The organism is Streptomyces sp. NPDC012888 (assembly GCF_042900645.1).
Lineage (GTDB): Bacteria > Actinomycetota > Actinomycetes > Streptomycetales > Streptomycetaceae > Streptomyces.
In genome coordinates this window covers 266972-291063 of the sequence record NZ_JBIBBM010000001.1, presented here as the reverse complement: position 1 = coordinate 291063, position 24092 = coordinate 266972, and the positions used below count along the sequence as shown (strand labels likewise).

The window sequence follows — 24092 nt, the reverse complement described above, 5'->3', positions numbered from 1 at the left end:
CCGGAGCGGCTGGCGGGAACCGGGCACGCTCCGGTGGCGTCGCCCGTTGCAAGAGCCAGGACACCCGTCCGCAACCGGTCCAGCGAGCACCACCAGGAGGAACCCGCCATGGCGGTCCCCGACACGACGAACGAGCAGCGCGCCGAGCAGATCCTGGACGTGTTCGCCACCGCGTTCGGTGAGCTGATCGCGTCCGACCCCGCCGCCTTCCAGGTCAAGTTCCGGAAGATGGCGGCCTCCGCGTTCGCCTTCTACCGGGGGACGGCCTGCCTGTTCTACGCCGACCTGGAGCGCGAGCGGCACGGCGGCCCGTACCTGGACGAGCGGACCGGCCGGGTGTGGATCCACGGCGATCTGCACGCCGAGAACTTCGGCACGTACATGGACGCCAACGGCCGGCTGGTGTTCAACGTCAACGACTTCGACGAGGCCTACGTCGGGCCCTTCACCTGGGACCTCAAGCGGTTCGCGGCCTCGGTCGCCCTGATCGGCTACGCCAAGGCGCTCAGCGACGAGCAGATCACCGGCCTGGTGCGCACCTACGCCGCCGCCTACCGCGAGCGGATCCACCGGCTGGCCACCGGCGCCAAGCACGAGGAGGTGCCCTCCTTCACCCTGGACACCGCGGAGGGGCCGCTGCTCGGCGCCCTCCGATCGGCCCGTGCCCGGACCAGGTTCGCGCTGCTGGACTCGATGACCGAGATCCGCGACTACGAGCGCCGCTTCAGCTCGGGCGGCGGCTCCGTCGAGCTGGACGCGGCCACCCGCTACAAGGTGCTCGCCGCGTTCGACGGCTACCTGGAGACGCTGCCCGAGGAGTCGCTGGTCCGCCCCGACTCCTACCGCGTCAAGGACGTCGTCGGCCGCCGGGGCGTCGGCATCGGTTCGGCGGGGCTGCCCTCGTACAACATCCTGCTGGAGGGCCACAGCGACGCCCTGGAGAACGACGTCGTGATCTACCTCAAGCAGGCGCAGGTGCCGGCGGTGTCCCGGCACGTGACCGACCGGGCGGTCCGCGAGTACTTCCGGCACGAGGGGCACCGCACGGTGATCTCCCAGAGGGCGCTGCAGGCCCACGCGGACCCCTGGCTCGGCTGGACGGAGCTCGACGGGGCGGGGCAGCTGGTCGCCGAGGTCTCGCCGTACGCGGTGGACCTGGACTGGTCCGACCTGGACGACCCGGAGGAGATCGCCGCCGTGGTCGCCGACCTGGGCCGGGCGACGGCCACCATGCACGCCGCGGCGGACGCGGACGAGAGCGGCCAGTCGCTGGTCCCCTTCTCCACGGAGCGGGCCATCGACGCGGCCATCGCCGCCGACGAGGAGGGCTTCGGCGAGCTGCTGGTCGAGTTCGCGCACGCCTACGGGGCCCGGGCCCGGGCCGACCACCAGATCTTCGTCGACCTCTTCCGCAACGGCCGGCTGGCGCCGCGCGCGTCCTGACCGGAAAGAGGGGGGCAGCCCGGGACGGCTGGGACCTGGGGGCGGGTTTCACAGGGAGTCGTGGCAGACTCGCGGAGATGGACATCTCGGGTGTGGGGCTCAGGGGGCTGCGGGCGGCGCTGTTCAGCGCGCTCGTCGTGCTGCTCTCGTCCGGCTCGCACGTCCTGATGTCCCGGGTCCCGCTGCCGCCCGCCCTGGTGCTCGGCTCCTTCGCCGCCGTGTTCGCGATCGCCTACGCGCTGGCCGGCCGCGAGCGGGGCCTCGGGCCGATCGCCGGGCTGCTGGTGCCGCTGGAGCTGGCGGCCGACACCGTCTTCACCGCCGGCCAGCACCTCTGCTACGGAGCGGCCGGCGGGCCGGTGGCCGGGCCGCTGCGCGCGCTGGGCCTGGAGGAGCTGTGCGGCGGAACCCCGGTGGGCGGCCCGCTGGCCGGGGCGGCGGCCGGGCCCGCCACCGCCTGGGCGGTGCTCCTGGCCTCGCCCGGCCCGTGGACCCCCTGGCTGCTGCTCGGAGCCCACGTCACGGTGGGCCTGCTGGCCGCGCTGTGGCTGTGGCAGGGCGAGCGGGCACTGGGCCGGCTGCTGCGCAGCGTGGCGGCGGTGGCCTTCCGGCCGCTCCGGCTGGCGGCGGCCGCGGGGGCGCGGGCCGCGGCTCCGGTGGGGCGGACCGTACGGGCGGGTGCGCCGCGCGCCCGGTCCCGTACGCGGTTCCCCGTGCATTCCGTGGGACGGCGCGGGCCTCCCGCAACCGGCCGCGTGCCGCTCGGCGCGCACGCCTGAACCGGTTGACGAAGCCCATCCCCCCGGACCGGGTCCGGGGACCCCTCTCTTTTCACATCCACGGAGATCCACCATGAGTGCACGCAACAGCCAGGCCAACAAGGCGGCGGCCCGCGAGCGTCTGCGCCAGGAGCGCGAGCGCCAGGAGAAGAAGGCCAAGGCGCGCCGGCAGGCGGTCGTGGCCGGCGCGGTGCTGGCGGGCCTGGCCCTGACCGGCGGTGTCGGCTACGCGGTGATGCAGATGACCAAGCCCGACGCCTGGGAGAAGGCCGCGACCGCCGAGCTGGTCAAGCCGAAGAACAGCAGTGGCGAGAACGGCACCACCGTCGTCATCGGCAAGCCGGAGGCGAAGAAGACCCTGGAGCTGTTCGAGGACTCCCGCTGCCCGGCCTGCGCCGGGTTCGAGCAGGCCGTCGGCGAGCAGATCAAGAAGGACGTCGACGCGGGCAAGTTCAAGCTCCAGTACGTCGGCGCCACCTTCATCGACAACGCCGTCCCCGGCTCGGGCTCGAAGAACGCCCTGAGCGCGCTGGGCGCGGCGCTGGACGTCAGCCCCGAGGCGTTCATGGAGTACAAGGCGGCGCTGTACGCGAAGGCGAACCACCCGGAGGAGCGGGACGACAAGTTCGCCGAGGACTCGTACCTGATCAAGATCGCCGACCAGGTGCCCGCCCTGAAGGGCAACGCGGCGTTCAAGGACGCGGTCGAGAAGGGCACCTTCGACCGGTGGGCCATCGAGATGTCGAAGACCTTCGACAAGTCGGGCATGAAGGGGACGCCCGCGCTGCGGATGGACGGGAAGAAGATCGAGACCCCGCAGACGGCCGAGGCGTTCACCGCGGCGATCGACGCGGCCCTGAAGGGCTGAGCCGGCTCATCCGGCTTCCCACCGAAAGGTCTCGGCCAACGGCCGGACGGACTCCAGGAGTTCGTCCGGCCGTTGCCGTTCCAGGGGTGTTCGAGTGGCCGTACCGGTCAGTAATATGATCATCCGTGACCAGTCAACTCCCCCTTTCCACAGCGGCTTCGCCGCGCCGCCGCACCGTGGTGCTCGCGGCCGCTGCCACCGCCGCCCTCGCCCCGCTGGCGCTCACCGGCGGGACGGCCCACGCGGCCACGGGCGCTCCGGCGTTCCTGCACGGCGTCGCCTCCGGCGACCCGCTGCCCGACGGGGTCCTGCTCTGGACCCGCGTCACCCCCTCCCCCGAGGCCGTGCCCGGCTCGGGTCTCGGCGAGGACACCGCCGTCGGCTGGGAGGTGGCCGAGGACAAGGCCTTCTCCCGGATCGTCGCCGCCGGCACGGTGACCGCCTCCGCCTCCTCCGACCACACCGTCAAGGCCGACGTACGGGGACTCCGGCCGCAGACGGCGTACTACTACCGGTTCACGGCGGGCACCGCGGTGTCGCCGGTCGGCCGCACGCGCACCACCCCGGCCCACGAGGCCACCGCACCCGGCATCCGGTTCGGCGTGGTCTCCTGCGCCAACTGGGAGTCGGGCTACTTCTCGGCCTACCGCCACCTGGCCGCCCGCACCGACTTGGACGCGGTCCTGCACCTGGGCGACTACATCTACGAGTACCAGACGGGGGGTTATCCGGAGGCGAAGTACGTCGTGCGGCAGCACGAGCCCCGGCACGAGATCACCACCCTCGCCGACTACCGGGTCCGGCACGGCAACTACAAGACGGACGCGGACCTCCAGGCGCTGCACGCGGCCCACGCGGTCGTCGCCATCTGGGACGACCACGAGTTCGCCGACGACACCTGGGCGGGCGGCGCCGACAACCACACCCCCGGCACCGAGGGCGAGTGGGCGGCCCGCGCGGCCGCCGCCAAGCAGGCCTACTTCGAGTGGATGCCGGTGCGCGCCTCCATCGCCGGCACGGTCTACCGGCGCCTGCGCTTCGGCACCCTGGCCGACCTGCACCTGCTGGACCTGCGTTCCTTCCGCTCGCAGCAGGTGAAGACCGGCAGCGGTTCGGTGGACGACCCGGAGCGCACCATCACCGGGCGGGCCCAGCTGGACTGGCTCAAGGCGGGCCTGGCCGGCTCGGCCGCCACCTGGAAGCTGGTCGGCACCTCGGTGATGATCTCGCCGGTGGCCTTCGCCTCGCTGCCCGCGCACCTGATGGGTCCGCTCGCCGATCTGCTCGGCCTGCCGCAGGGCGGGATAGCGGCCAACGTGGACCAGTGGGACGGTTACACGGACGACCGCAAGGAGCTGCTCGCCCACCTGAAGGAGCGCAACGTCCGGAACACCGTGTTCCTGACCGGCGACATCCACATGGCCTGGGCGAACGAGGTCCCCCACAACATGGCCACCTACCCGGGATCCGGAACGGCGGCGACGGAGTTCGTGGTGACCTCGGTGACCTCCGACAACATCGACGACATCCTGCACGTGCCGGCGAACACGGCCTCGCTCGCCGCCGAGTCGGCCGTCCGGGCCGCCAACTGGCACGTCAAGTGGCTGGACATGGACTCCCACGGCTACGGCGTACTGGACGTGACGGCCGAGCGCTCCCAGATGGACTACTACGTCATCTCGGACAAGCGGAAGCCGGGGGCGACCTCGTCCTGGTCCCGCTCGTACCGGACGCTCAACGGCACCCAGAAGGTGGAGCGGGTGTACCAGCCGGTGCGCTGAGACTTGCGGTCATTTAACTGATAGACCGTCAAATTTGCGTCCCACGGGGGCGTCCGGAGCCGATCCGGGCGCCCCCGTGCGTTTTCCGCAACAAATCTTTTACGCAAGGATCTTGACGCCCTGATGACATGCACACGTAAGCTTCGCGCCAGTTGAGGAGTCTTTCTCCGCCACCCCCACTTTTTGCGAGGAGTTCACGTGCGCGCTCTTGCCCGCATATCCCCCCTCCGCCGCCGCCGTATGCTCGGAACCGCGGTTCTGGCCGGATCCCTTGCCCTTACGCCGCTTTCGGCCGGCACCACGGTCGCCGCCGCCGCCAAGACCCCCGCCGAGGTCTGCGCCGACGAGGTCGCCGGCGCCCCGGCCAACGCCCGTGTGGCCAAGCCCAAGGACGACCACCACGCGGCCGAGCCGAACGAGGTCACCGAGGCCCAGGCCAAGGCCATGGACGCCGACCTCAAGGTCAAGCTGGACAAGGCGCTCAAGAACTCGGCCCCGCGCAGCCTGCGCGCCGCCGAGGCCGTCACCACCATCCCGGTGTACTTCCACGTCATCCACTCCGGCACCACCGGCAAGCTGACGTCCACCGACGTCGGCAAGCAGATGGCCGTCCTGAACGCCGCCTTCGGCGGCCAGGGCACCGGCAACGTGAACTCGAACTTCCAGTTCCAGCTGGTCGCGACCGACTACACGGACAACGCGAGCTGGTACAACCTGGCTTCCGGCTCCACCGCCGAGAAGACCATGAAGAGCACCCTGCGCAAGGGCGGCGCCAACGCGCTGAACATCTACACCGCCAACCTCTCCGGCGGGCTGCTCGGCTGGGCCACCTTCCCGAGCTCCTACGCCTCGCAGCCCTCGATGGACGGCGTGGTCCTGCTCGACTCCTCGCTGCCCGGCGGTTCCGCCGCCAACTACAACGAGGGCGACACCGGCACCCACGAGGTCGGCCACTGGATGGGCCTGTACCACACCTTCCAGGGCGGTTGTAACGGAAGCGGTGACTCCGTCGCCGACACCCCGGCCGAGAAGAGCGCCGCGTACGAGTGCCCGACCGGCCGCGACTCCTGCGCCAGCAAGTCCGGCGTGGACCCGATCCACAACTTCATGGACTACACGTACGACGCGTGCATGTACCAGTTCACCTCCGGCCAGGTGAGCCGCATGCAGAGCCACTGGACCGCATACCGGGCGGGCTGAGCGAGGGCCGTCCCGACTGCCCTACCCTGGCGCCATGAGCGCGCCGGGGGACGTGGTTGACGGACGGTTCGAGCTGCTGGAAAAGCTCGGCAGCGGGGGGATGGGCACGGTCTGGCGCGCGCTGGACCGTGCCCTTCACCGTGACGTGGCGGTCAAGGAGGTCCGGCCCCCGGCCGGGCACGACGACCCCGCGGCGCTGCGGCTGCTGCGCGAGCGGGTCCTGCGGGAGGCCCGCGCCCAGGCCCGGATCAGCCACCCCAACGTGGTGACGATCCACCACATCGTCGACGAGGACCCGCACCCCTGGCTGGTGATGGAGCTGCTGCCCGGCGACTGTCTCCAGCGGCGGCTGGAGAACGGCCCGCTGCGGCCCGCCGAGGCCGCCCGGACCGGCCGCGAGGTGCTGGCCGGGCTGCGCGCCGCGCACGCCGCCGGGATCCGGCACCGCGACGTGAAACCGGCCAACGTGCTGCTGCGGGCGGACGGTTCGGCGGTGCTGACGGACTTCGGGATCGCCGCCCTGCAGGACGCCACCTCCCTGACCGCCACGGGCGAGGTCATCGGCACCCCGGAGTACCTGGCGCCCGAGCGGATCCGGGGCGCCGACCTGCCCGCCTCCGACCTGTGGTCACTGGGCCTGACGCTGTACGTGTGCGTCGAGGGCGTCAGTCCGATGCGCCGGGCCACCACCCTGGCCACGCTGGCCGCCGTACTGGACGACCCGGTGCCGCCCCCGCGCCGCGCGGGACCCCTGGCGCCCGTGCTGGCCGCCGTGCTCGTCCGCGACCCGGCGGCCCGGCCGGACGCCGCGCGGCTGGACGCACTGCTGGCCGAGGTCGCCGCGGGCGGAGCCCCCGCGCCAGGACCCACCCGCGCCGACCCCGCACCCGCGCCGGCACCCGCCCCGGCCCCGGGCCCCGCCGGGCGGTTCGGCCCCCCGCCCCCGCTTCCCCCGGCACCCGCCCCGCGCCCGCCGGAGCGGGCCGCCACGCCCCCGGCCGCGCCGGCGCTCGTCACCCCTTACGACGCCGCGCCCCGGGACGCCGTGCCCGCCTTCGAGGTCGCGGCCGCCGGCCCGTACGGGACCGGCCCGGAGGCCGGGAACGCCCGGCGGCGGGTCACCCCGCTCGCCGCGGCCGCCGCCGTACTGGCCCTGGCCCTGCTGGGGTTCGGCGGGTACTCCCTGTTCGAGGCCGGCGCGCCGGGCCGCGACGACGGCCGCGCCCCGGCCAACCCGACCACCCCGGCCTCCCCGCCGGCCACCGCCGCACCCGTCACCTCCGGGGCCCCGTCCCACACCCCGTCGCCGTCGTCGTCCCCGTCGCCGAGCCCCAGCCCGAGCCGCACACCGGCCCCGCTGCCGCCGCCCCCGTCCACCCCGTCCACCGGAACGGAAACGGAGCCGGAAACGGAACCCGGACCGGAAGCCGGGGGCCGCTGGATCGCCCAGCTGTACTCCGAGCCCGAACGCAGCGGCACGGCCGTCCGCGACCAGCGGCTCGCCACCATCCGCGCCACCGTCCCCGAGGCCCGGGTCCTGCGCTCCGCCGACTACGCGTCACTCCGGCCCGGCTACTGGGTGGTGTACGCCCCGGGCCCCTTCGCCGACGGCCACGCCGCGCTCGCCTTCTGCGCGGAGCGCGGCCGGACCACCGCCGACCGGTGCATCGGACGCTGGCTCAGCGACCGGGCCTCGGACCTCGGCTACCAGTGCGCTCCACCGGCCGGCTCACCCGGCGGCCGCTGCCGCCACGACTGAGGCCTCCTCCGGAGGAGGCCGGTCCGCTACGGTCGGAACATGGAACACCTGCTGCGTTCCCTGCTGTTGCGCCGCTGTCTGCCGCCCACGCTGGTGCTCCTGGGCGCGGTGCTCGTGAAGGCCTTCCACTCCGAGTCCTACTGGGTCGGCCGGGCGATGACGCTGGTGCTGATCGGGGCGGCCGCCTGGCTGTTCATCCAGGTCGTGGACGCCGTGGTCGAGGCCGCGTACGCCCGGTTCGCCGCGGGTGCGGAGGACGAGGCGCGGGTGCGCCGGGTCCGCACCCAGGTCACCCTGATCCTGCGGGTGGCGGCGGCCGCGGTCGTGGTCGTCGCGCTCGCCGCGATGCTGCTGACCTTCCCGGCGATGCGCACGGTCGGTGCCTCGATGCTCGCCTCGGCCGGTGTGCTGGGCATCGTCGCCGGGATCGCGGCCCAGTCCACCCTCGCAAACCTGTTCGCCGGACTGCAGATCGCCTTCGGCGACACGGTCCGGATCGGGGACACCGTGGTCGTCGACCGTGAGTGGGGCACGGTCGAGGAGATCACGCTGACGTTCCTGGTGGTCCGCACCTGGGACGAACGCCGGATCACCATGCCCGTGTCGTACTTCACGTCGAAGCCGTACGAGAACTGGTCGCGCGGCGGGGTGGAGATGACCGGCACGGTCTTCCTGCACGTGGACCACCGGGCCCCGGTCGCGCTCATGCGGGAGAGGCTGGACGCGATCCTGAAGGACCTGCCGGAGTGGGACGGCCGCTCCAGCGGACTGGCAGTGACGGACACCACCCCGCACACGGTGCTGGTGCGGGCCGTGGTCACCGCCAAGGACGCGGACGACCTGTGGACCGTGCGCTGCGCCGTCCGCGAGCGGCTGATCGCCTGGCTGGCCGCGGAACATCCGTACGCGCTCCCCCGCATCGCCACCGCGGCCGCGGAGCCCCCGCCGGGGGCACAAGCCCCCGGCACCGCGCGGCTCCCGGAGTAGCGGCGACCGGAGCGGCGGGGATCAGAGGGTGTCGAGGAAGCCGAGCGAGGCCTTCCAGGCCCGCTCGGCGGCCTCGGCGTCGTAGTCCGGCAGGTCCGGGTCGGTGAACAGGTGCCCGGCGCCCGGGTACCGGTGCACCTCGACGTCGGCCCCGGCCCGGCCCATCCGCAGGTACCAGGTGGTCAGCCAGTCGTGCGGCTCGAAGGGGTCGGGGTCGGCGACGTGCAGCTGCACGGGCAGCTCGTCCACCGCGGCGTCGTCGGCGATGTCGGCGGTGCCGTGCAGGAGCAGCAGCCCGCGGGCCTTGTCGTCGGCGAGGGCCAGGTGCTGGGCGACGGAACCGCCGAAGGAGAACCCGGCGTAGACCAGGCCCCGGTCGGAGTGCGGGGCGGCGGCGAGCACGGCGCGGCGCAGCAGCTCGTCCCGGCCGATGTCGTCCCTGTGGGCCATGCCCTCCTCGACGGTGCCGAAGGTGCGCCCCTCGAAGAGGTCGGGCACGACGACCTCGTGGCCGGCGTCGCGCAGGCGGTCGGCGGCGGCGTGCACGGCGGGGCGCAGCCCGTACGTCGAATGGAAGAGCACGATGTTCATCCCCCCATCGTGCCAGCCCCGGGCGGGCGCGCCCGGCGCGGGCCGGGCGCGGGTCAGGGGTTGCGGAGGCTGCGGACGTCCAGGTGGCGCAGGACCCGGTCGACGACCTCCGGGTCGGCGCCGGGCTCGCTGCGGGCCGCCAGCACCTCGTGGCGGGCGGCGGACAGCATCTCGCGCTGGATCCGCTGGACGTCCCGGAGCCGCTGGACGCGACGTGCGTAGGCGTCGCGGCGTTCCTCGTCGACCATCTCGGGGCTGATCCGCGCGCCCACGTCGTACGCCCGCTTCTGCAGCTGTTCGATCAGGTCCTCGGGGAGTTCCTCGACGCCCTCGATCTCCTTGAGCCGCCGCCGGGCGGCCTTGGCGGCGCGGATGGCCAGCTGTCGTTCGAAGGCGCGCTCGGCGTCGGTGTCGGGTTCCACGCCCAGCCGCCGGACCAGCCAGGGCAGCGTGAGTCCCTGCACCACCAGTGTGGCCATGATCACCGCGAAGGCGATGAAGACGATCTCGTCACGGGCGGGGAACGGCGCTCCGGACTCCGTGCGCCGGGATCGCGAGGGCCAGGGCCACCGAGGCCACGCCGCGCATGCCCGCCCACCACATCACCACGCTCTCGCGCCAGCTCAGCGGGATCTCCTCGTCGTAGTCGCGCCGGTCGTGCAGCCGCTTCGCCAGCCATGCCGCGGGCAGCAGCCAGACCAGCCGTACGCCGACCACCACCGCGACCACCACGGCGGCCCAGCCGGCCATCTCCTGCCAGCGGCCGGTGGCCGTGCCGAAGACGACGTGCAGCTCCAGCCCGATCAGGCCGAACGCCACACCGGTGACGAGGGTGTCGACGACCTCCCAGAAGGTGTGCCCGGCCAGCCGGCCCAGGACGTCGTCGGCGTCGGACGCGTACTCGGCGAGGAACAGGGCGGTGGTGAGCACGGCCAGCACGCCGGAGCCCTGGAGTTCCTCGGCGAGGGCGTACGCGACGAACGGCACGAGGAGGGTCAGCCCGATCTGCAGGGTGGCGTCCCCCAGGCCCCCCATGAGCCGGTTGGCGGCCCAGCCGAGCGCCAGTCCGACGGCGACGGCGACGACAGCGGAGAGCACGAACTCGCCGAGCGCCCCGCTCCAGGAGAAGGTCCCGCTGACGGCCGCGGCGACGGCCACGTGGTACAGGACGATGGCGGTCACGTCGTTGAACAGGCCCTCGCCCTCCAGGATGGAGACCATGCGCCGGGGCAGTCCGAGCGAGCCGGCGACGGCGGTGGCGGCGACCGGGTCGGGTGGGGCGACCAGGGCGCCCAGGGCGACGGCCGCGGCGATGGGGAGCCCGGGGACCACGGCGTGCGCGACCCCGGCGACGGCGGCGGTGGTGACGAAGACCAGGGCCACCGCGAGCAGCAGGATGGGGCGCAGGTTCGCGGTGAACTGCCGCCAGGAGGTGCGCTGCGCGGAGGCGTAGAGCAGCGGCGGGAGCACCAGCGGGAGGATGTACTCGGGCGGGATGTCCACCGGGGGCACGGCGGGCAGTAGTGCCAGCACCACTCCGGCGATGGTCATCAGCACGGGGGCGGGCACGCCCAGCCGGTCGCCGAGCGGGACGGTCACCACCGCGCCCAGCAGCAGGACGAACAGGAGGAGGAGCTGATCCACTCCCCCACCCTGCCAGCTAGGTCCGTCTCGTTGCGGTTGCCGGGCGGCGGGGAGGCCCGGGCGTCACGGAAGCGCGCGCCGCATCGAGCGGTGCGGGATGCCGGCGTCCTCGAACTCCGTGCCGTACGCCGTGTAGCCGAGCCGCTCGTAGAAGCCCAGGGCGTGGGTCTGCGCGCCGAGGTGCACCGCGGTCAGGCCGAGGCGCGCCGCCTCGGCCTCGATCGCCCGGACCAGCGCGGCGCCGACGCCGAGCCCGCGGGCGGACTCAAGGACGGCGAGCCGGCCGAGGGATCCGACGGCCGGGTCGCCGGTCTTGCCGGCCGCGGCGGGGCCGTGCAGCAGGCGGCCGGTGCCGAGGGGGCCGTCCGGTCCGACGGCCAGCACGTGGACCGCGCCGGCGTCGTAGGCGTCGTACTCGATCTCCTCGGGGACCGACTGCTCGACCACGAAGACCTCGGTGCGGACGGCGAAGCAGGCCGCGAGGTCGGCTTCGCCGTCCGCGACCCTCACCTCGTACGGCGCGTGGTGCGGCGCGGTCACTCGCTCTCCGCGCGGATGACGTCCAGGGCGTGCTGGAGGTCGGCCGGGTAGCCGCTCTCGAACTCGACCCAGCGGCCGTCGGCGGGGTGCTCGAAGCCGAGGCGCACCGCGTGCAGCCACTGGCGGGTGAGGCCGAGCCGCTTGGCGATGGTCGGGTCGGCGCCGTAGGTCAGGTCGCCGACGCAGGGGTGCCGGTGGGCCGCCATGTGCACGCGGATCTGGTGGGTGCGGCCGGTCTCCAGCTTGACGTCGAGGAGGGAGGCCGCGCGGAAGGCCTCGATCAGGTCGTAGTGGGTGATCGACGGCTTGCCGTCCTGGGTGACCGCCCACTTGTAGTCGGCGTTGGGGTGGCGGCCGATGGGGGCGTCGATGGTGCCGCTCATCGGGTCCGGGTGGCCCTGGACGAGGGTGTGGTAGCGCTTGTCCACGATCCGCTCGCGGAACTGGTGCTTCAGCGAGGTGTAGGCGCGCTCGGACTTGGCGACGGCCATCAGCCCGGAGGTGCCGACGTCGAGCCGGTGCACGATGCCCTGGCGCTCCGCGGCGCCGGAGGTGGAGATCCGGTAGCCGGCGGCGGCCAGGCCGCCGATGACGGTGGTGCCGGTCCAGCCGGGGCTGGGGTGGGCGGCCACGCCGACCGGCTTCATGATCACGACGATGTCCTCGTCGTCGTGGACGATCTCCATGCCCTCGACCGGCTCGGCCACGATCTCGACCGGGCGGGGCGGGGCGGGCATCTCGACTTCGAGCCAGGCGCCGCCGTGCACCCGCTCGGACTTCCCGACGACGCTGCCGTCGACCGAGACCTTCCCCGCGGCGGCGAGCTCGGCGGCCTTGGTCCGGGAGAACCCGAACATACGGGCGATGGCGGCGTCGACGCGCTCGCCTTCGAGGCCGTCGGGAACGGGCAGGGTGCGGATCTCGGGAATCGTACTCACCCGTCGAGTATGCCTTGTCAGTCCTTGTGGACGGTCCCGTCGGGGTCCAGACCCCGGAACGACAACACGACGATCAGGATGCCGCCGCAGACGATCGCGGAGTCCGCGAGGTTGAACACGGCGAAGTGCGCGGGCGCGATGAAGTCGACCACGGCTCCCCGGAAGACGCCCGGGGAGCGGAAGACGCGGTCGGTGAGGTTGCCCAGGGCGCCGCCGAGCAGCAGGCCGAGCGCGATGGCCCAGGGCAGGCTGTACAGCTTCCGGGCCAGCCGCACGATCACCACGATCACGGTCGCCGCGATGCAGGTGAAGATCACCGTGAAGGCCTCGCCGAAACCGAAGGCCGCTCCGGGGTTCCGGATCGCCTCGAACTTCAGCAGGTCACCGATGACCTCGATCGGCGGCTGGTGCTCCAGCTTGGCCACCACCACCATCTTGCTGCCGAGATCGAGCAGGTAGGCGAGCAGCGCCACGACCAGCAGCGCCGTGATCCTGCGCCGCCCCTTGGGCTGCGCGGGCTCCGGCTGCGTGTCGTCCCCGACCTCCGGCGTACCGATGATGCGCTCCGCCTCTGCCACGTGAGTCCCTCGAACTAGCTCGACAACTGGGACGAGGGTACGTCAGGCGGGCCGACCGCCCTAGTGGCGCCGTTCCTGCTGCTGCTTGCACTCCACGCACAGGGTGGCCCGGGGGAAGGCCTGCATCCTGGCCTTGCCGATGGGGCGGCCGCAGGTCTCGCACAGGCCGTAGGTGCCGGCGCCCAGGCGTTCCAGGGCCCGCTCGGTCTGCTCCAGCATCTCGCGGGCGTTGGCGGCCAGGGCGATCTCGTGCTCCCGGGTGATGTTCTTGCTGCCGGTGTCGGCCTCGTCGTCGCCGGCGCCACCGCCGCCGTCCCGCATCAGGCCGGTGATGGCCAGCTCGGAGGCCTCCAGCTCGGCCCGCAGCCGCACCACCTCGCCCGACAGCTCGGTACGGGCCTGAGCGACCTCTTCGGGCGTCCACGGGTCCTCTCCGGGGCGTACGGCGAGCTCGCCGGGCGCGGCGGCGGCCGCCGCCACCGGCCGGACCTTGGGCAGGCCGCTGGTGGCGGCCGTGGCGGTCTTCCTGGCCTTGCTCGTACCCGTGCTCTTCTTGGCAACCACTGCTCCGGCTCCCGTCTCGTCCGCGGCCTGCGCCGCCTCCTCGGCCCGGGCGGTGTCCTGGGCCGTGGCCTTCTTCGCGGTCGTCTTCCTGGCGCTGCTCTTCCGTGCCGGAGCCGCGGTGGTCCCGGTCTTGCCCGCCCCGGCGGCGGAGCCCTTCGCCGCGGGGCCGGCGGTGGTCTTCTTCGCCGCCTTGGCGGCGGTGGCGGCGGTGGTCCTCTTCGCCGCCGCCTTGCCCGTGGCCGCCTTGGCGGTGGCCTTCCCGTCGGCCGCCTTGGCGGCCGTGCGCGCCGGCGCGGCCCGCTTCGCCGGGGCCGGCCGTTCCACCGCCTCACCGGCCGTGACAGCGGCTACCGCTCGCTTCTTCGTCACCATGGCCGCGGCCCCTTTACATATGGTGATCTTGCACGCAAATCGTGCTGGGACGATAAATCGACTCCAGCCCCGCGGCAACGGGGCGCGCGTCCGCCGGGACCAACCTGCATCCGTTGTGCCCAGCACCGCGCCAGGTAATCCGCCCCACCGCCCCCGCCGAGGGCCGTGCGGGCGCATCGGACCGTTCGGGTCACCGCACGGGGCGCACGGACGGCGCGCACAAACCGGTCGGCCGAGCGGCTCCCCGGCCCGTACACTGGGCCCAGCGAAAGGCATGGATGGGGACGAGTAGCGTCGGACGCAGCCAGGAGCGACCCGGGGACGGTGAGAGCCCGGGGGCGAGCGCGACGTGAAGCATCACCCCGGAGCCGCCGGAAGAACACCCGCACAGCGGGTCAGTAGAACCGGCTCGCACCCCTAATGAGGGGGCCACCGGACCCGTCCGGCGGCCAAGGAGGGTGGTACCGCGGGAGCCGGCGCGCTCTCGTCCCTCCGGACGGAGACGAAGCAGCCCGCCGGAGGAAGACACACCCTCATGACCAGTACGCCGCAGTACCGCCCGGTACCCGCCCAGGTCGACCTGCCCGCCCTGGAGCACGCAGTCCTCGACTTCTGGCGCGAGAACAAGACCTTCGCCAAGACGCTGGAGCAGTCCGAGGGCCGCCCGGAGTGGGTCTTCTACGAGGGCCCGCCGACCGCCAACGGAATGCCCGGCGCCCACCACATCGAGGCCCGCGTCTTCAAGGACGTCTTCCCCCGCTTCCGGACCATGCGCGGCTACCACGTGGCCCGCAAGGCCGGCTGGGACTGCCACGGCCTGCCCGTCGAGCTCGCCGTCGAGAAGGAGCTCGGCTTCAACGGCAAGCAGGACATCGAGGCGTACGGCATCGCCGAGTTCAACGCCAAGTGCCGCGAGTCCGTGACCCGGCACACCGACGCGTTCGCCGAGCTCACCACCCGGATGGGCTACTGGGTGGACCTGGACGACGCCTACCGGACCATGGACCCCGAGTACGTGGAGTCCGTCTGGTGGTCGCTCAAGGAGATCTTCGGCAAGGGCCTGCTGGTCCAGGACCACCGCGTCGCCCCCTGGTGCCCGCGCTGCGGCACCGGCCTGTCCGACCACGAGCTCGCCCAGGGCTACGAGACGGTCGTCGACCCCTCCGTCTACGTCCGCTTCCCGCTGACCTCCGGCCCGCTGGCCGGCGAGGCCGCGCTGCTGGTCTGGACGACCACGCCGTGGACCCTGGTCTCCAACACGGCCGTCGCCGCCCACCCCGAGGTGACCTACGTCGTCGCCACGGACGGCACCGAGAAGATCGTCGTGGCGGCGCCCCTGCTGGAGAAGGCCCTCGGCGAGGGCTGGGAGGCCACCGGGCAGTCCTTCACCGGCGAGGAGATGGAGCGCTGGACCTACCGGCGCCCCTTCGACCTGGTCCCCTTCGAGGCCCCGGCCCACTTCGTGGTCAACGCCGAGTACGTCACCACCGAGGACGGCACCGGTCTGGTCCACCAGGCGCCCGCCTTCGGTGCGGACGACCTCGCGGTCTGCCGCGCGTACGGCCTGCCGGTGGTCAACCCGGTCCGCCCGGACGGCACCTTCGCCGAGGAGGTCCCCCTCGTCGGCGGCGTCTTCTTCAAGAAGGCCGACGAGAAGCTGACCGCCGACCTCGACGCCCGGGGCCTGCTGTTCAAGCACATCGCGTACGAGCACAGCTACCCGCACTGCTGGCGCTGCCACACCGCGCTGCTGTACTACGCGCAGCCGTCCTGGTACATCCGCACCACCGCCGTCAAGGACGCGATGCTGCGGGAGAACGAGAAGACCAACTGGTTCCCGGAGTCGGTCAAGCAGGGCCGCTTCGGCGACTGGCTGAACAACAACATCGACTGGGCGCTGTCGCGCAACCGCTACTGGGGCACCCCGCTGCCGATCTGGCGCTGCGAGGACGGCCACCTCACCTGCGTCGGCTCCCGCGCCGAGCTGTCGGAGCTGTCCGGCCGGGACCACTCGTCCCTGGACCCGCACCGCCCGTACATCGACGAGGTCACCTTCCCCTGCACCGCGGAGAACTGCGCGCACACCGCGGTCCGCGTGCCCGAGGTCATCGACGCCTGGTACGACTCGGGCTCGATGCCGTTCGCGCAGTGGGGCTACCCGTACAAGAACAAGGAGGTCTTCGAGAAGCGCTACCCGGCGCAGTTCATCTCGGAGGCCATCGACCAGACCCGCGGCTGGTTCTACACGCTGATGGCGGTCGGCACGCTGGTCTTCGACAAGTCCTCGTACGAGAACGTGGTCTGCCTGGGCCACATCCTCGCCGAGGACGGCCGCAAGATGTCCAAGCACCTGGGGAACATCCTCCAGCCGATCCCGCTCATGGACCAGCACGGCGCCGACGCGGTGCGCTGGTTCATGGCGGCCGGCGGCTCGCCGTGGGCGGCCCGCCGCGTCGGGCACGGCACCATCCAGGAGGTCGTCCGCAAGACGCTCCTCACCTACTGGAACACGGTCGCCTTCCAGGCCCTGTACGCCCGTACGTCGAACTGGGCGCCCTCGGCGGCCGACCCGGCGCCGGCCGACCGGACGGTCCTGGACCGCTGGCTGCTCTCGGAGCTGCACGCGCTGGTCGGCGAGGTCACCGACGCGATGGAGGCGTACGACACCCAGCGCGCCGGCAAGCTGCTGTCCGCCTTCGTGGACGACCTGTCCAACTGGTACGTGCGGCGCTCGCGCCGCCGCTTCTGGCAGGGCGACAAGGCCGCGCTGCGGACCCTGCACGACGTGGTCGAGACGATCACGCGACTGATGGCCCCGCTCACCCCGTTCATCTCGGAGCGGGTCTGGCAGGACATGGTCGTCCCGGTGACCCCGGAGGCCCCGGAGTCGGTGCACCTGTCCTCGTGGCCGGAGGCGGACGCGGCGCAGGTGGACGCGGACCTCTCCCGGCAGATGCTGCTGGTCCGCCGCCTGGTCGAGCTGGGCCGCGCCACCCGCGCCGAGTCGGGGGTCAAGACCCGCCAGCCGCTGTCGCGGGCACTGGTGGCCGCGGCCGGCTTCGAGTCGCTGTCCGCGGAGCTGCACGCCCAGATCACGGAGGAGCTGAACGTCTCCTCGCTGGCCTCGCTGTCGGAGGTCGGCGGCTCGCTGGTGGACACCACGGCCAAGGCGAACTTCCGGGCGCTCGGCAAGCGGTTCGGCAAGGGCGTCCAGGACGTGGCCAAGGCCGTGGCCGCGGCGGACGCCGCGGCGCTGTCCCTGGCCCTGCGCTCCGGCTCGGCCACCCTCGCGGTGAACGGCGAGGAGGTCGTCCTGACCCCGGAGGAGGTCATCATCACCGAGACCCCGCGCGAGGGCTGGTCGGTGGCCTCCGACTCCGGCGCCACGGTCGCCCTCGACCTGGAGATCACCCCGGAGCTGCGGCTCGCGGGTCTGGCCCGTGACGCGATCCGGCTGATCCAGGAGGCCCGGAAGAACTCCGGGCTGGACGTGGCCGACCGCATCGCGCTCCGCTGGTCCTCCGAGGACCCGGAGCTGGTGAAGGCCCTGACGGACCACGCGGAGCTGATCGCGGACGAGGTCCTGGCGACGGACTTCGCGCCGGGTGCGGCCGAGGCGGACGACACGTACGGCGCCCCGTTCGAGGACGCCGCGCTCTCCCTGACGTTCCGCCTCCGCAAGGCCTGACCCACCCCACCACCGCGGCCCGCCTCCCACCCCGGGACGGCGGGCCGCGTCGCGTCCGCCACGGCTCCGCCCGACCCCGCTCGGGCCCTGGGTCCCCACCCCGCACCCGGCCCCACGGGCAACGCCCGGCGGGCGCCTCCGGCCCCGCCGGCGCTCGAGGCGCGGGGTCCGGGGCAGAGCCGCGGGAGCCCGGGCGGAGCGCTGCCCGCGCGACCCCGCCGGGGTACGGAAAAGGGCCGGGCCCGGTGTCCCCTGAGGGAAACCGGGCCCGGCCCTGGTGACTGCCGCGGCGACTACGCCCCCGCTTAGTTGTCGTCCTCGTCGATCAGGAAGCCCCGCATCGGCGACGGCGCCTGCCCCATCGGCTGCGGACCGGCCGGCCGGACCGGAGCCATCGGCTGGGTCATCGCCGGGGACATCTGCTGCTGGCCGCCGTACGACGGGCCGCCGCCCATCGGGGGCGGGCCGGACATCGGAGACGGCGAGCCCATGCCCATCGCACCGGCCGGAGCCATCGACGGCGCCGGCGACGGCGGCAGCGAGGCGGTCGCCGGGGTCCGCGGCGGGGCCAGCGAGTCGTCGGCCTGGGTCTCCAGCTGGCGCAGCTGCGACTCCAGGTAGGACTTCAGGCGCGTACGGTACTCACGCTCGAAGCCCCGCAGGTCCTCGACCTTGCGCTCCAGCGTGGCGCGGGCGGACTCCAGGGAGCCCATCGCGACGCGGTGCTTCTCCTGCGCGTCCCGCTCCAGCGCGTCCGCCTTGGCACGGGCGTCCCGCTCCAGGCCCTCGGCACGCGAACGGGCCTCGCCGACGATCTTGTTGGCCTCGGAACGGGCCTCGGCGATCGCCTGGTCAGCGGTCTGCTGCGCCAGCGAGAGGACGCGCGCGGCGCTGTCGCCGCCGGGGCCCTGGCCGGGCTGCGGCAGCTGCGGCTGCTGCGGGGGCATGCCCATCGGGGGCTGACCCATCTGCTGCATCTGCTGGCCCATGGGCTGCATCGGCTGGCCGAGCGGGTTCTGGCCGCCCATGGACGGGTTCGGGCCGGCCATCGGGTGCTGCTGCATCGGGCCGGGGCCGCCCATCGGGCCGGGGCCCTGGGGGCCGGGGCCGTGGCCCTGCGGGCCGGGGCCGTGACCGCCGGGGCCGGCCGGGAGCTGCGGGGCGCCGCCGGGGAGCTGCGGCGGGCCCATCTGCGGGGGGCCCTGCTGGACCGGCGGGCCGGATATGGCCGCCGGAACGGGGGCGCCCGGACCGCGCTGGTCCTGCGGCTCCGGCTTGCGCATGTTCGCCTGCTGCTGGCTCTGCGCGGCGGCACGCGTAGCGGCGGCCAGCTTCGCGCGCAGATCCTCGTTCTCGCGCAGCAGACGGGTCAGTTCGGCCTCGACCTCGTCAAGGAAGGCATCGACCTCGTCCTCGTCATAGCCTTCTCGGAGACGGACGGTCGTGAACTGCTTGTTCCGCACGTCCTCGGGGGTCAGCGGCATGTCTTCTTCACCTCTACGTAGTCGTCGGCAGTCAACAAGACCGTATCGCTCACAGGCTGCTCGCAACGTTGGCCACGATGGCTCGCAGGATGAGAACGATGATCATCAGCACGAAGAAGGACAGGTCGAGTGCCACGCCCCCGAGACGCAGCGGCGGGATGAACCGCCGCAGAAGCTTGAGCGGTGGATCGGTGAGAGTGTAGGTGGCCTCGAGAACGACCACCATCGCCTTCCCCGGTTCCCAGGATCGTGCGAACTGGAAGACGTAGTCCATGACCAGTCGGAAGATCAGCACACCGAGGAAGCACGTCAGCGCGATGTAGACCACTTGAAGTGCGACGCCCATGCCGTGCTTCCCTCTCCCCTGTTCTCGCCTGTCCGGTCTAGCTCTGGTTGAAGAACCCGCCCTCCGCAATGCGGGCCTTGTCCTCCGCCGTGACATCGACGTTAGCAGGAGACAGCAGGAACACCTTCTGTGTCACGCGTTCAATGCTGCCGTGCAGACCGAACACGAGACCGGCCGCGAAGTCGACCAAGCGCTTCGCGTCCGTGTCGTCCATCTCCGTGAGATTCATGATCACCGGGGTGCCCTCGCGGAAGTGTTCCCCGATGGTACGGGCCTCGTTGTAGGTCCGGGGGTGCAGCGTCGTGATGCGGTACGGCTCCCGCTCGGACACGACCTTGGGCATGATCACGGGGGCGTTCTTCTCCAGGTTCGGGCGTTCAGGTGTGATGGATGCCACGGGGGCGATTCGTGCGGGACGTCCGTTATCTACCGGCAACGGGATCGGTTCGCGGGGGGCCGGAGGCTGTGCCACTCGTACCGGTTCGTCCGTTACGGGCGTTTGATGCACGGGCTGTTGCCTACGATCCCGGTCGCGGACGCGCTCCGGCTCCGGCTCGGGCTCGAACTCGTCGTCGGGGTCGTAACCCGGGTTGTCGTACCGGTCGTCCTCCACGAGGCCGAGGTAGACCGCCATCTTGCGCATCGCGCCGGCCATTCTCTGAGTCCTCCGCTCTGTGGTGGATTACGGGATTGTCATCTTTGTCACCAACTGCCCGCGATCCACGTGGTCTGCCCGCTCACCGGCGGGAATGACCATATTTTCTGCTGTGGTCCGACTTTCTTCGCGACGTTACCCGAGCCGGGGTCTCGCGCCGAGTACCGCAGTGCCGACGCGCACGTGTGTCGCCCCGGCCGCCACGGCCTGTTCCAGGTCCGCGCTCATCCCCGCGGACACCATGGTCGCAGCCGGATGGTCGGCGCGCAGGCCGGATGACAATTCCACCAGCCGCTCGAACGCGGCCCGTTCGCGACCCGCGTACGGACCGGCCAGCGGCGCCACCGTCATCACCCCGTCCAGACGCAGCCCCGGGGCCCCGGCCACCAGCTCGGCCAACTCCCCCAGCTGTTCGGGGGCGGCTCCCCCGCGCTCGCCCCGCTCGCCCGACTCGGCGTCGAGGGCGATCTGGACCAGGCACCCCAGCTCCCGCTCCGCCTTCCCGGCGGCCGCCGAGAGGGCGGTCACCAGCCGGGGCCGGTCGACGGACTGCACCACGTGCGCGTATCCCGCCACGGAACGGACCTTGTTGGTCTGCAACTGGCCCACGAAGTGCCAGCGGAGCGGCAGATCCGCACAGGCCGCGGCCTTGGGGGCGGCGTCCTGGTCGCGGTTCTCCGCCACGTGACGGACGCCCAGCTCCGCCAGGATGCGTACGTCGCTCGCCGGGTAGGTCTTGGTGACCACGATCAGGGTCACCTCCTCCCGTGCCCGGCCGGCGGCCGCGCAGGCGGACGAGATACGTTCCTCCACCCGCGCCAGGTTGGCGGCGAGCTCAGACTTACGGTCCATCATCGATCAGTCCAACCAGACATATCCGGCAAGCCGGCCGGTCACCCGGTCGCGGCGGTAGGAGAAGTGGTCCGGCGACTCCAGGGTGCAGGTCCCGGACGCCCGGACGTCGGTGACCCCCAGCGCGGCGAGCTGGGCGTGCACCCCGGCCACCACGTCGACGGCGGGGGTCCCCCAACTCGTCTCTCCGTACGCGGCGGGTACGGCCTCGGCCACCTCGTCCCGCATCCCGGCCGGCACCTCGTAGCAGCGCCCGCAGACGGCGGGTCCGGTACGGGCGACCAGCCGGGCGGGGTCGGCGCCGAGCGCGGCCATCGCCTCGACGGCTGCCGGTACCACCCCGGCCACCAGTCCCGGCCGGCCCGCGTGCGCGGCGGCGGCGACCCCGGCCACGGGGTCGGCCAGCAGGACCGGGACGCAGTCGGCGGTGAGCACCGCGAGGGCGGGGCCCCGGCGGGCGGTCACCACGGCGTCGACGGCGGGAACCTCCCGGGAATCTCCCCACGGCCCGTCCACCACGGCGACGTCCCGCCCGTGCACCTGGTTCATCCAGACCACGCGGGCGGGGTCGATGCCGAGCCGTTCCGCGGCGAGGGAGCGGTTGCGCCGGACCGCGGCCGGGTCGTCGCCGACGGCCCCGCCGAGGTTGAGCTCTTCGTACGGAACGGCGCTCACCCCGCCCCACCTGTCGGTGAAGGCGAAGTGGGCGCCGCCCACGGTCTGCTGTCCTATGGTCACTTGGTCACTTCAGGAAGTCCGGAACGTCCAGTTCCTCGGCCGGGCTGTCCTGGTACGGCCGGGCCGACGGGACCGGCGGGGCCGCCGCGGCCGAGGGCTGCGCGGCCTCGCTCACCGGGGCCGGCTCCACCGGCGCCGGGGGCTCCTCGCGCGGGGTGACGCTGCCCAGTCCACCGAAGGACGGGCGGGCCGGCTCGGCCGGGCGGACCGGGGCCGGGGGCTCCTCGCGCTTGGTCGACGCGGCGCCGATGACGTTGTCCCGGCGGGCGGGCGGCTGTCCGCCGTCGAAGCCGGCGGCGATGACCGTGACCCGCACCTCGTCGCCGAGGGCGTCGTCGATGACGGCGCCGAAGATGATGTTGGCCTCGGGGTGGGCGGCCTCGGAGACCAGCTGGGCCGCCTCGTTGATCTCGAACAGGCCGAGGTCGGAGCCGCCGGAGATGGAGAGCAGGACGCCGCGGGCGCCGTCGATGGAGGCCTCCAGCAGCGGCGAGGAGATCGCCATCTCGGCGGCGGCCACCGCGCGGTCGTCGCCGCGGGCCGAACCGATGCCCATCAGGGCCGAGCCGGCCTCGGACATCACGGACTTGACGTCGGCGAAGTCCAGGTTGATCAGGCCGGGGGTGGTGATGAGGTCGGTGATGCCCTGGACACCGCTCAGCAGGACCTGGTCGGCCGACTTGAAGGCGTCGAGCACGGAGACCTGGCGGTCCGAGATGGACAGCAGCCGGTCGTTGGGGATGACGATGAGGGTGTCGACCTCTTCGCGGAGCTCGGCGATGCCGTCCTCCGCCTGGTTGGCGCGGCGCCGGCCCTCGAAGGTGAACGGGCGGGTGACCACGCCGATCGTCAGGGCGCCCAGCGAGCGCGCGATGTTCGCGACGACGGGTGCGCCGCCGGTTCCGGTGCCGCCGCCCTCACCGGCGGTGACGAAGACCATGTCGGCCCCCTTGAGGACCTCCTCGATCTCCTCGCGGTGGTCCTCTGCCGCCTTGCGACCGACTGCCGGGTTGGCGCCGGCGCCGAGGCCCCGGGTGAGTTCACGGCCGACGTCGAGCTTGACGTCGGCGTCGCTCATCAACAGCGCCTGCGCGTCCGTGTTGATGGCGATGAACTCGACGCCCTTGAGACCGACCTCGATCATTCGGTTGATGGCATTGACACCACCGCCGCCGACACCGATGACCTTGATGACTGCGAGGTAGTTCTGCGGTGCTGCCACGTCGAAGGCCTCTCGCCTCGATTACGTGTCGCCGCCCCGCGGAGCGCGGTGCGACGACTGATGCCGAAATTGGGACGGTCCGAACGCGCCGACCCGAACCCTCACCCTGAAGTTTAGGGTTAGGAGTGTGTCTGATCCTTGGACTCTTCCGGACAGGACACTAAGTCGACAAGTAGCGCGTGTTCAACGAACACGCCGAACCTCCCGTTTTTCTTTTCACCCTATGTGATCACCCATATCGCTGGCCAACCAGGGTGCGTCGGGCCTCGACCCGACGTCAACTCCCGGACACCGCGGGGGCCGTGGGAGCGCTCACATCGAAGTGGCCACCACGGGGGGCCGCCTTCAGCAGGGCCGTCAACGCGCGGGCCTTGGCCTCACCCTGCTCGGCGCTCCCCCACATGACCGTCCGGTCACGGGTCAACTCCAGTACGAAGGAATCGTACGAGCCCACCCTGACCCGCAGGACCTCCCTGCTCAGGGCCTCGGGCAGGCCGGCGGCGACGCCCACCGCCTCGATCAGCAGCCGGTCCTCGTCGAACCGGCGCAGGCTCGGCGAGCGCGCGGCGTCCAGCTCCAGGAGGGGAACGCCCGGCGGGGGCTTCGGCACCGTGTCGAACCGGACGCCCGAACCGTCCACTTCCACGAAGTCGGCGTCCTTCTTGATGAGCAGGACGGGTTTGCGCTCAGTGACCTCCAGCCCGATCCCGTTCGGCCAGGAGCGCACCACGTCGACCGAATCCACACGCGGGAGCCGGCCGCGCAGCCGGGCCTCGATCTCGTCGGTGTCCACGCTCGCCAGGGGGGCGCCGACGGGCACCGCGGCCGCCTGCACCACCTGCTGCGGGGTGAGCACGTCGGTGCCCTCGGCGGTGACCTGTTCGACCCGCAGCCAGTCGGACCCGTAGAGCGCCCAGCTGCCGCCGCCGGCGAGCAGCACGGCGGCGGCGAGGGCCGCCAGCACGGGGCCCCGGCGCAGGCGGGCGAGGGGGGCGCGCGCCGTGCCGGGGCCGCTCGGGCCGGATCTCTTCTTCGGTTCGGGTCCGGCCACGGGCGGTGCCTC

20 protein-coding genes and 1 pseudogene are annotated in these 24092 nt (G+C 72.6%); 8 read left to right on the top strand and 13 right to left on the bottom strand.

All coding sequences use genetic code 11. The annotated features are described in order from the left end of the window. Positions 1-108 precede the first annotated feature (108 nt). The 7 genes from ACFY61_RS01240 (at position 109) to ACFY61_RS01210 (ending at position 8817) form a co-directional block, all read left to right on the top strand. Positions 109-1443 carry a DUF2252 domain-containing protein gene (locus ACFY61_RS01240; RefSeq protein ID WP_389465295.1) on the top strand — a complete coding sequence of 445 codons (1335 nt, stop codon included), beginning with the start codon at positions 109-111 and terminating at the stop codon, positions 1441-1443. A gap of 77 nt (positions 1444-1520) precedes the next feature. Beyond that, positions 1521-2222, top strand: a complete 702-nt coding sequence (locus ACFY61_RS01235) for a hypothetical protein (protein ID WP_389465292.1) — start codon at positions 1521-1523, stop codon at positions 2220-2222. A 73-nt stretch (positions 2223-2295) separates the two neighbouring features. Further along, positions 2296-3090, top strand: a complete 795-nt coding sequence (locus ACFY61_RS01230) for a DsbA family protein (RefSeq protein ID WP_389465289.1) — start codon at positions 2296-2298, stop codon at positions 3088-3090. Between the two features lie 125 nt (positions 3091-3215). Further along, positions 3216-4871 carry an alkaline phosphatase D family protein gene (locus ACFY61_RS01225; RefSeq protein ID WP_389465286.1) on the top strand — a complete coding sequence of 552 codons (1656 nt, stop codon included), beginning with the start codon at positions 3216-3218 and terminating at the stop codon, positions 4869-4871. A 240-nt stretch (positions 4872-5111) separates the two neighbouring features. Further along, positions 5112-6071, top strand: coding sequence for a M43 family zinc metalloprotease (locus ACFY61_RS01220; RefSeq protein ID WP_389465283.1), 960 nt, complete (start codon positions 5112-5114; stop codon positions 6069-6071). A gap of 34 nt (positions 6072-6105) precedes the next feature. Continuing rightward, the gene (locus ACFY61_RS01215; protein ID WP_389465280.1) at positions 6106-7830 is read left to right on the top strand and encodes a protein kinase; all 1725 of its coding nucleotides are present in this window, start codon (positions 6106-6108) and stop codon (positions 7828-7830) included. A 39-nt stretch (positions 7831-7869) separates the two neighbouring features. Continuing rightward, positions 7870-8817 (top strand): mechanosensitive ion channel family protein, encoded by a 948-nt coding sequence (locus tag ACFY61_RS01210; protein WP_389465278.1) that lies wholly within the window; start codon positions 7870-7872, stop codon positions 8815-8817. A gap of 21 nt (positions 8818-8838) precedes the next feature. Here the strand turns inward: ACFY61_RS01210 and ACFY61_RS01205 are convergent, their stop codons facing one another. The 6 genes and pseudogenes from ACFY61_RS01205 to ACFY61_RS01180 form a co-directional block, all read right to left on the bottom strand. After that, positions 8839-9408, bottom strand: coding sequence for a dienelactone hydrolase family protein (locus tag ACFY61_RS01205; RefSeq protein ID WP_389465275.1), 570 nt, complete (start codon positions 9406-9408; stop codon positions 8839-8841). A gap of 53 nt (positions 9409-9461) precedes the next feature. After that, positions 9462-11052, bottom strand: a pseudogene (locus ACFY61_RS01200) (Na+/H+ antiporter). Positions 11053-11115: 63 nt separating this feature from the next. Then, positions 11116-11592 (bottom strand): GNAT family N-acetyltransferase, encoded by a 477-nt coding sequence (locus tag ACFY61_RS01195; protein ID WP_389465272.1) that lies wholly within the window; start codon positions 11590-11592, stop codon positions 11116-11118. After that, positions 11589-12530, bottom strand: coding sequence for an RluA family pseudouridine synthase (locus tag ACFY61_RS01190; protein WP_389465270.1), 942 nt, complete (start codon positions 12528-12530; stop codon positions 11589-11591). Before ACFY61_RS01190 ends, ACFY61_RS01195 begins: the two co-directional genes overlap by 4 nt. A gap of 17 nt (positions 12531-12547) precedes the next feature. Next, positions 12548-13108, bottom strand: a complete 561-nt coding sequence (lspA, locus tag ACFY61_RS01185; protein ID WP_389465267.1) for a signal peptidase II — start codon at positions 13106-13108, stop codon at positions 12548-12550. A 60-nt stretch (positions 13109-13168) separates the two neighbouring features. Continuing rightward, entirely contained in the window at positions 13169-14044 is an 876-nt protein-coding gene (locus ACFY61_RS01180; RefSeq protein WP_389465264.1) for a TraR/DksA family transcriptional regulator, read from the bottom strand. Between the two features lie 535 nt (positions 14045-14579). Here ACFY61_RS01180 and ileS point away from each other — a divergent pair. Beyond that, on the top strand, positions 14580-17732 hold the full coding sequence (gene ileS / locus ACFY61_RS01175; protein WP_389465261.1) for an isoleucine--tRNA ligase: 3153 nt from the start codon (positions 14580-14582) through the stop codon (positions 17730-17732). A 305-nt stretch (positions 17733-18037) separates the two neighbouring features. Here ileS and ACFY61_RS01170 read toward each other — a convergent pair whose 3' ends face one another. The 7 genes from ACFY61_RS01170 to ACFY61_RS01140 all read right to left on the bottom strand — a co-directional run bounded on the left by ACFY61_RS01170 (position 18038) and on the right by ACFY61_RS01140 (position 24080). Next, positions 18038-19216: a DivIVA domain-containing protein gene (locus ACFY61_RS01170; RefSeq protein ID WP_389465258.1), complete on the bottom strand. Its 1179-nt coding sequence runs from the start codon at positions 19214-19216 to the stop codon at positions 18038-18040. 49 nt (positions 19217-19265) lie between these two features. After that, a complete protein-coding gene (locus ACFY61_RS01165) occupies positions 19266-19562 on the bottom strand; it encodes a YggT family protein (RefSeq protein ID WP_389465255.1) in 297 nt (98 codons plus the stop codon). A 37-nt stretch (positions 19563-19599) separates the two neighbouring features. Beyond that, the gene (locus tag ACFY61_RS01160; protein WP_389465252.1) at positions 19600-20217 is read right to left on the bottom strand and encodes a cell division protein SepF; all 618 of its coding nucleotides are present in this window, start codon (positions 20215-20217) and stop codon (positions 19600-19602) included. A 135-nt stretch (positions 20218-20352) separates the two neighbouring features. After that, positions 20353-21072, bottom strand: coding sequence for a YggS family pyridoxal phosphate-dependent enzyme (locus ACFY61_RS01155; protein WP_389465250.1), 720 nt, complete (start codon positions 21070-21072; stop codon positions 20353-20355). A 3-nt stretch (positions 21073-21075) separates the two neighbouring features. After that, positions 21076-21786 carry a peptidoglycan editing factor PgeF gene (gene pgeF, locus ACFY61_RS01150; protein ID WP_389465912.1) on the bottom strand — a complete coding sequence of 237 codons (711 nt, stop codon included), beginning with the start codon at positions 21784-21786 and terminating at the stop codon, positions 21076-21078. Positions 21787-21811: 25 nt separating this feature from the next. Beyond that, complete coding sequence (ftsZ, locus tag ACFY61_RS01145) at positions 21812-23029, bottom strand: cell division protein FtsZ (protein WP_389465247.1); 1218 nt, start codon at positions 23027-23029, stop codon at positions 21812-21814. A 277-nt stretch (positions 23030-23306) separates the two neighbouring features. After that, on the bottom strand, positions 23307-24080 hold the full coding sequence (locus ACFY61_RS01140; protein WP_389465244.1) for a cell division protein FtsQ/DivIB: 774 nt from the start codon (positions 24078-24080) through the stop codon (positions 23307-23309). Between the last annotated feature and the right edge of the window lie 12 nt (positions 24081-24092).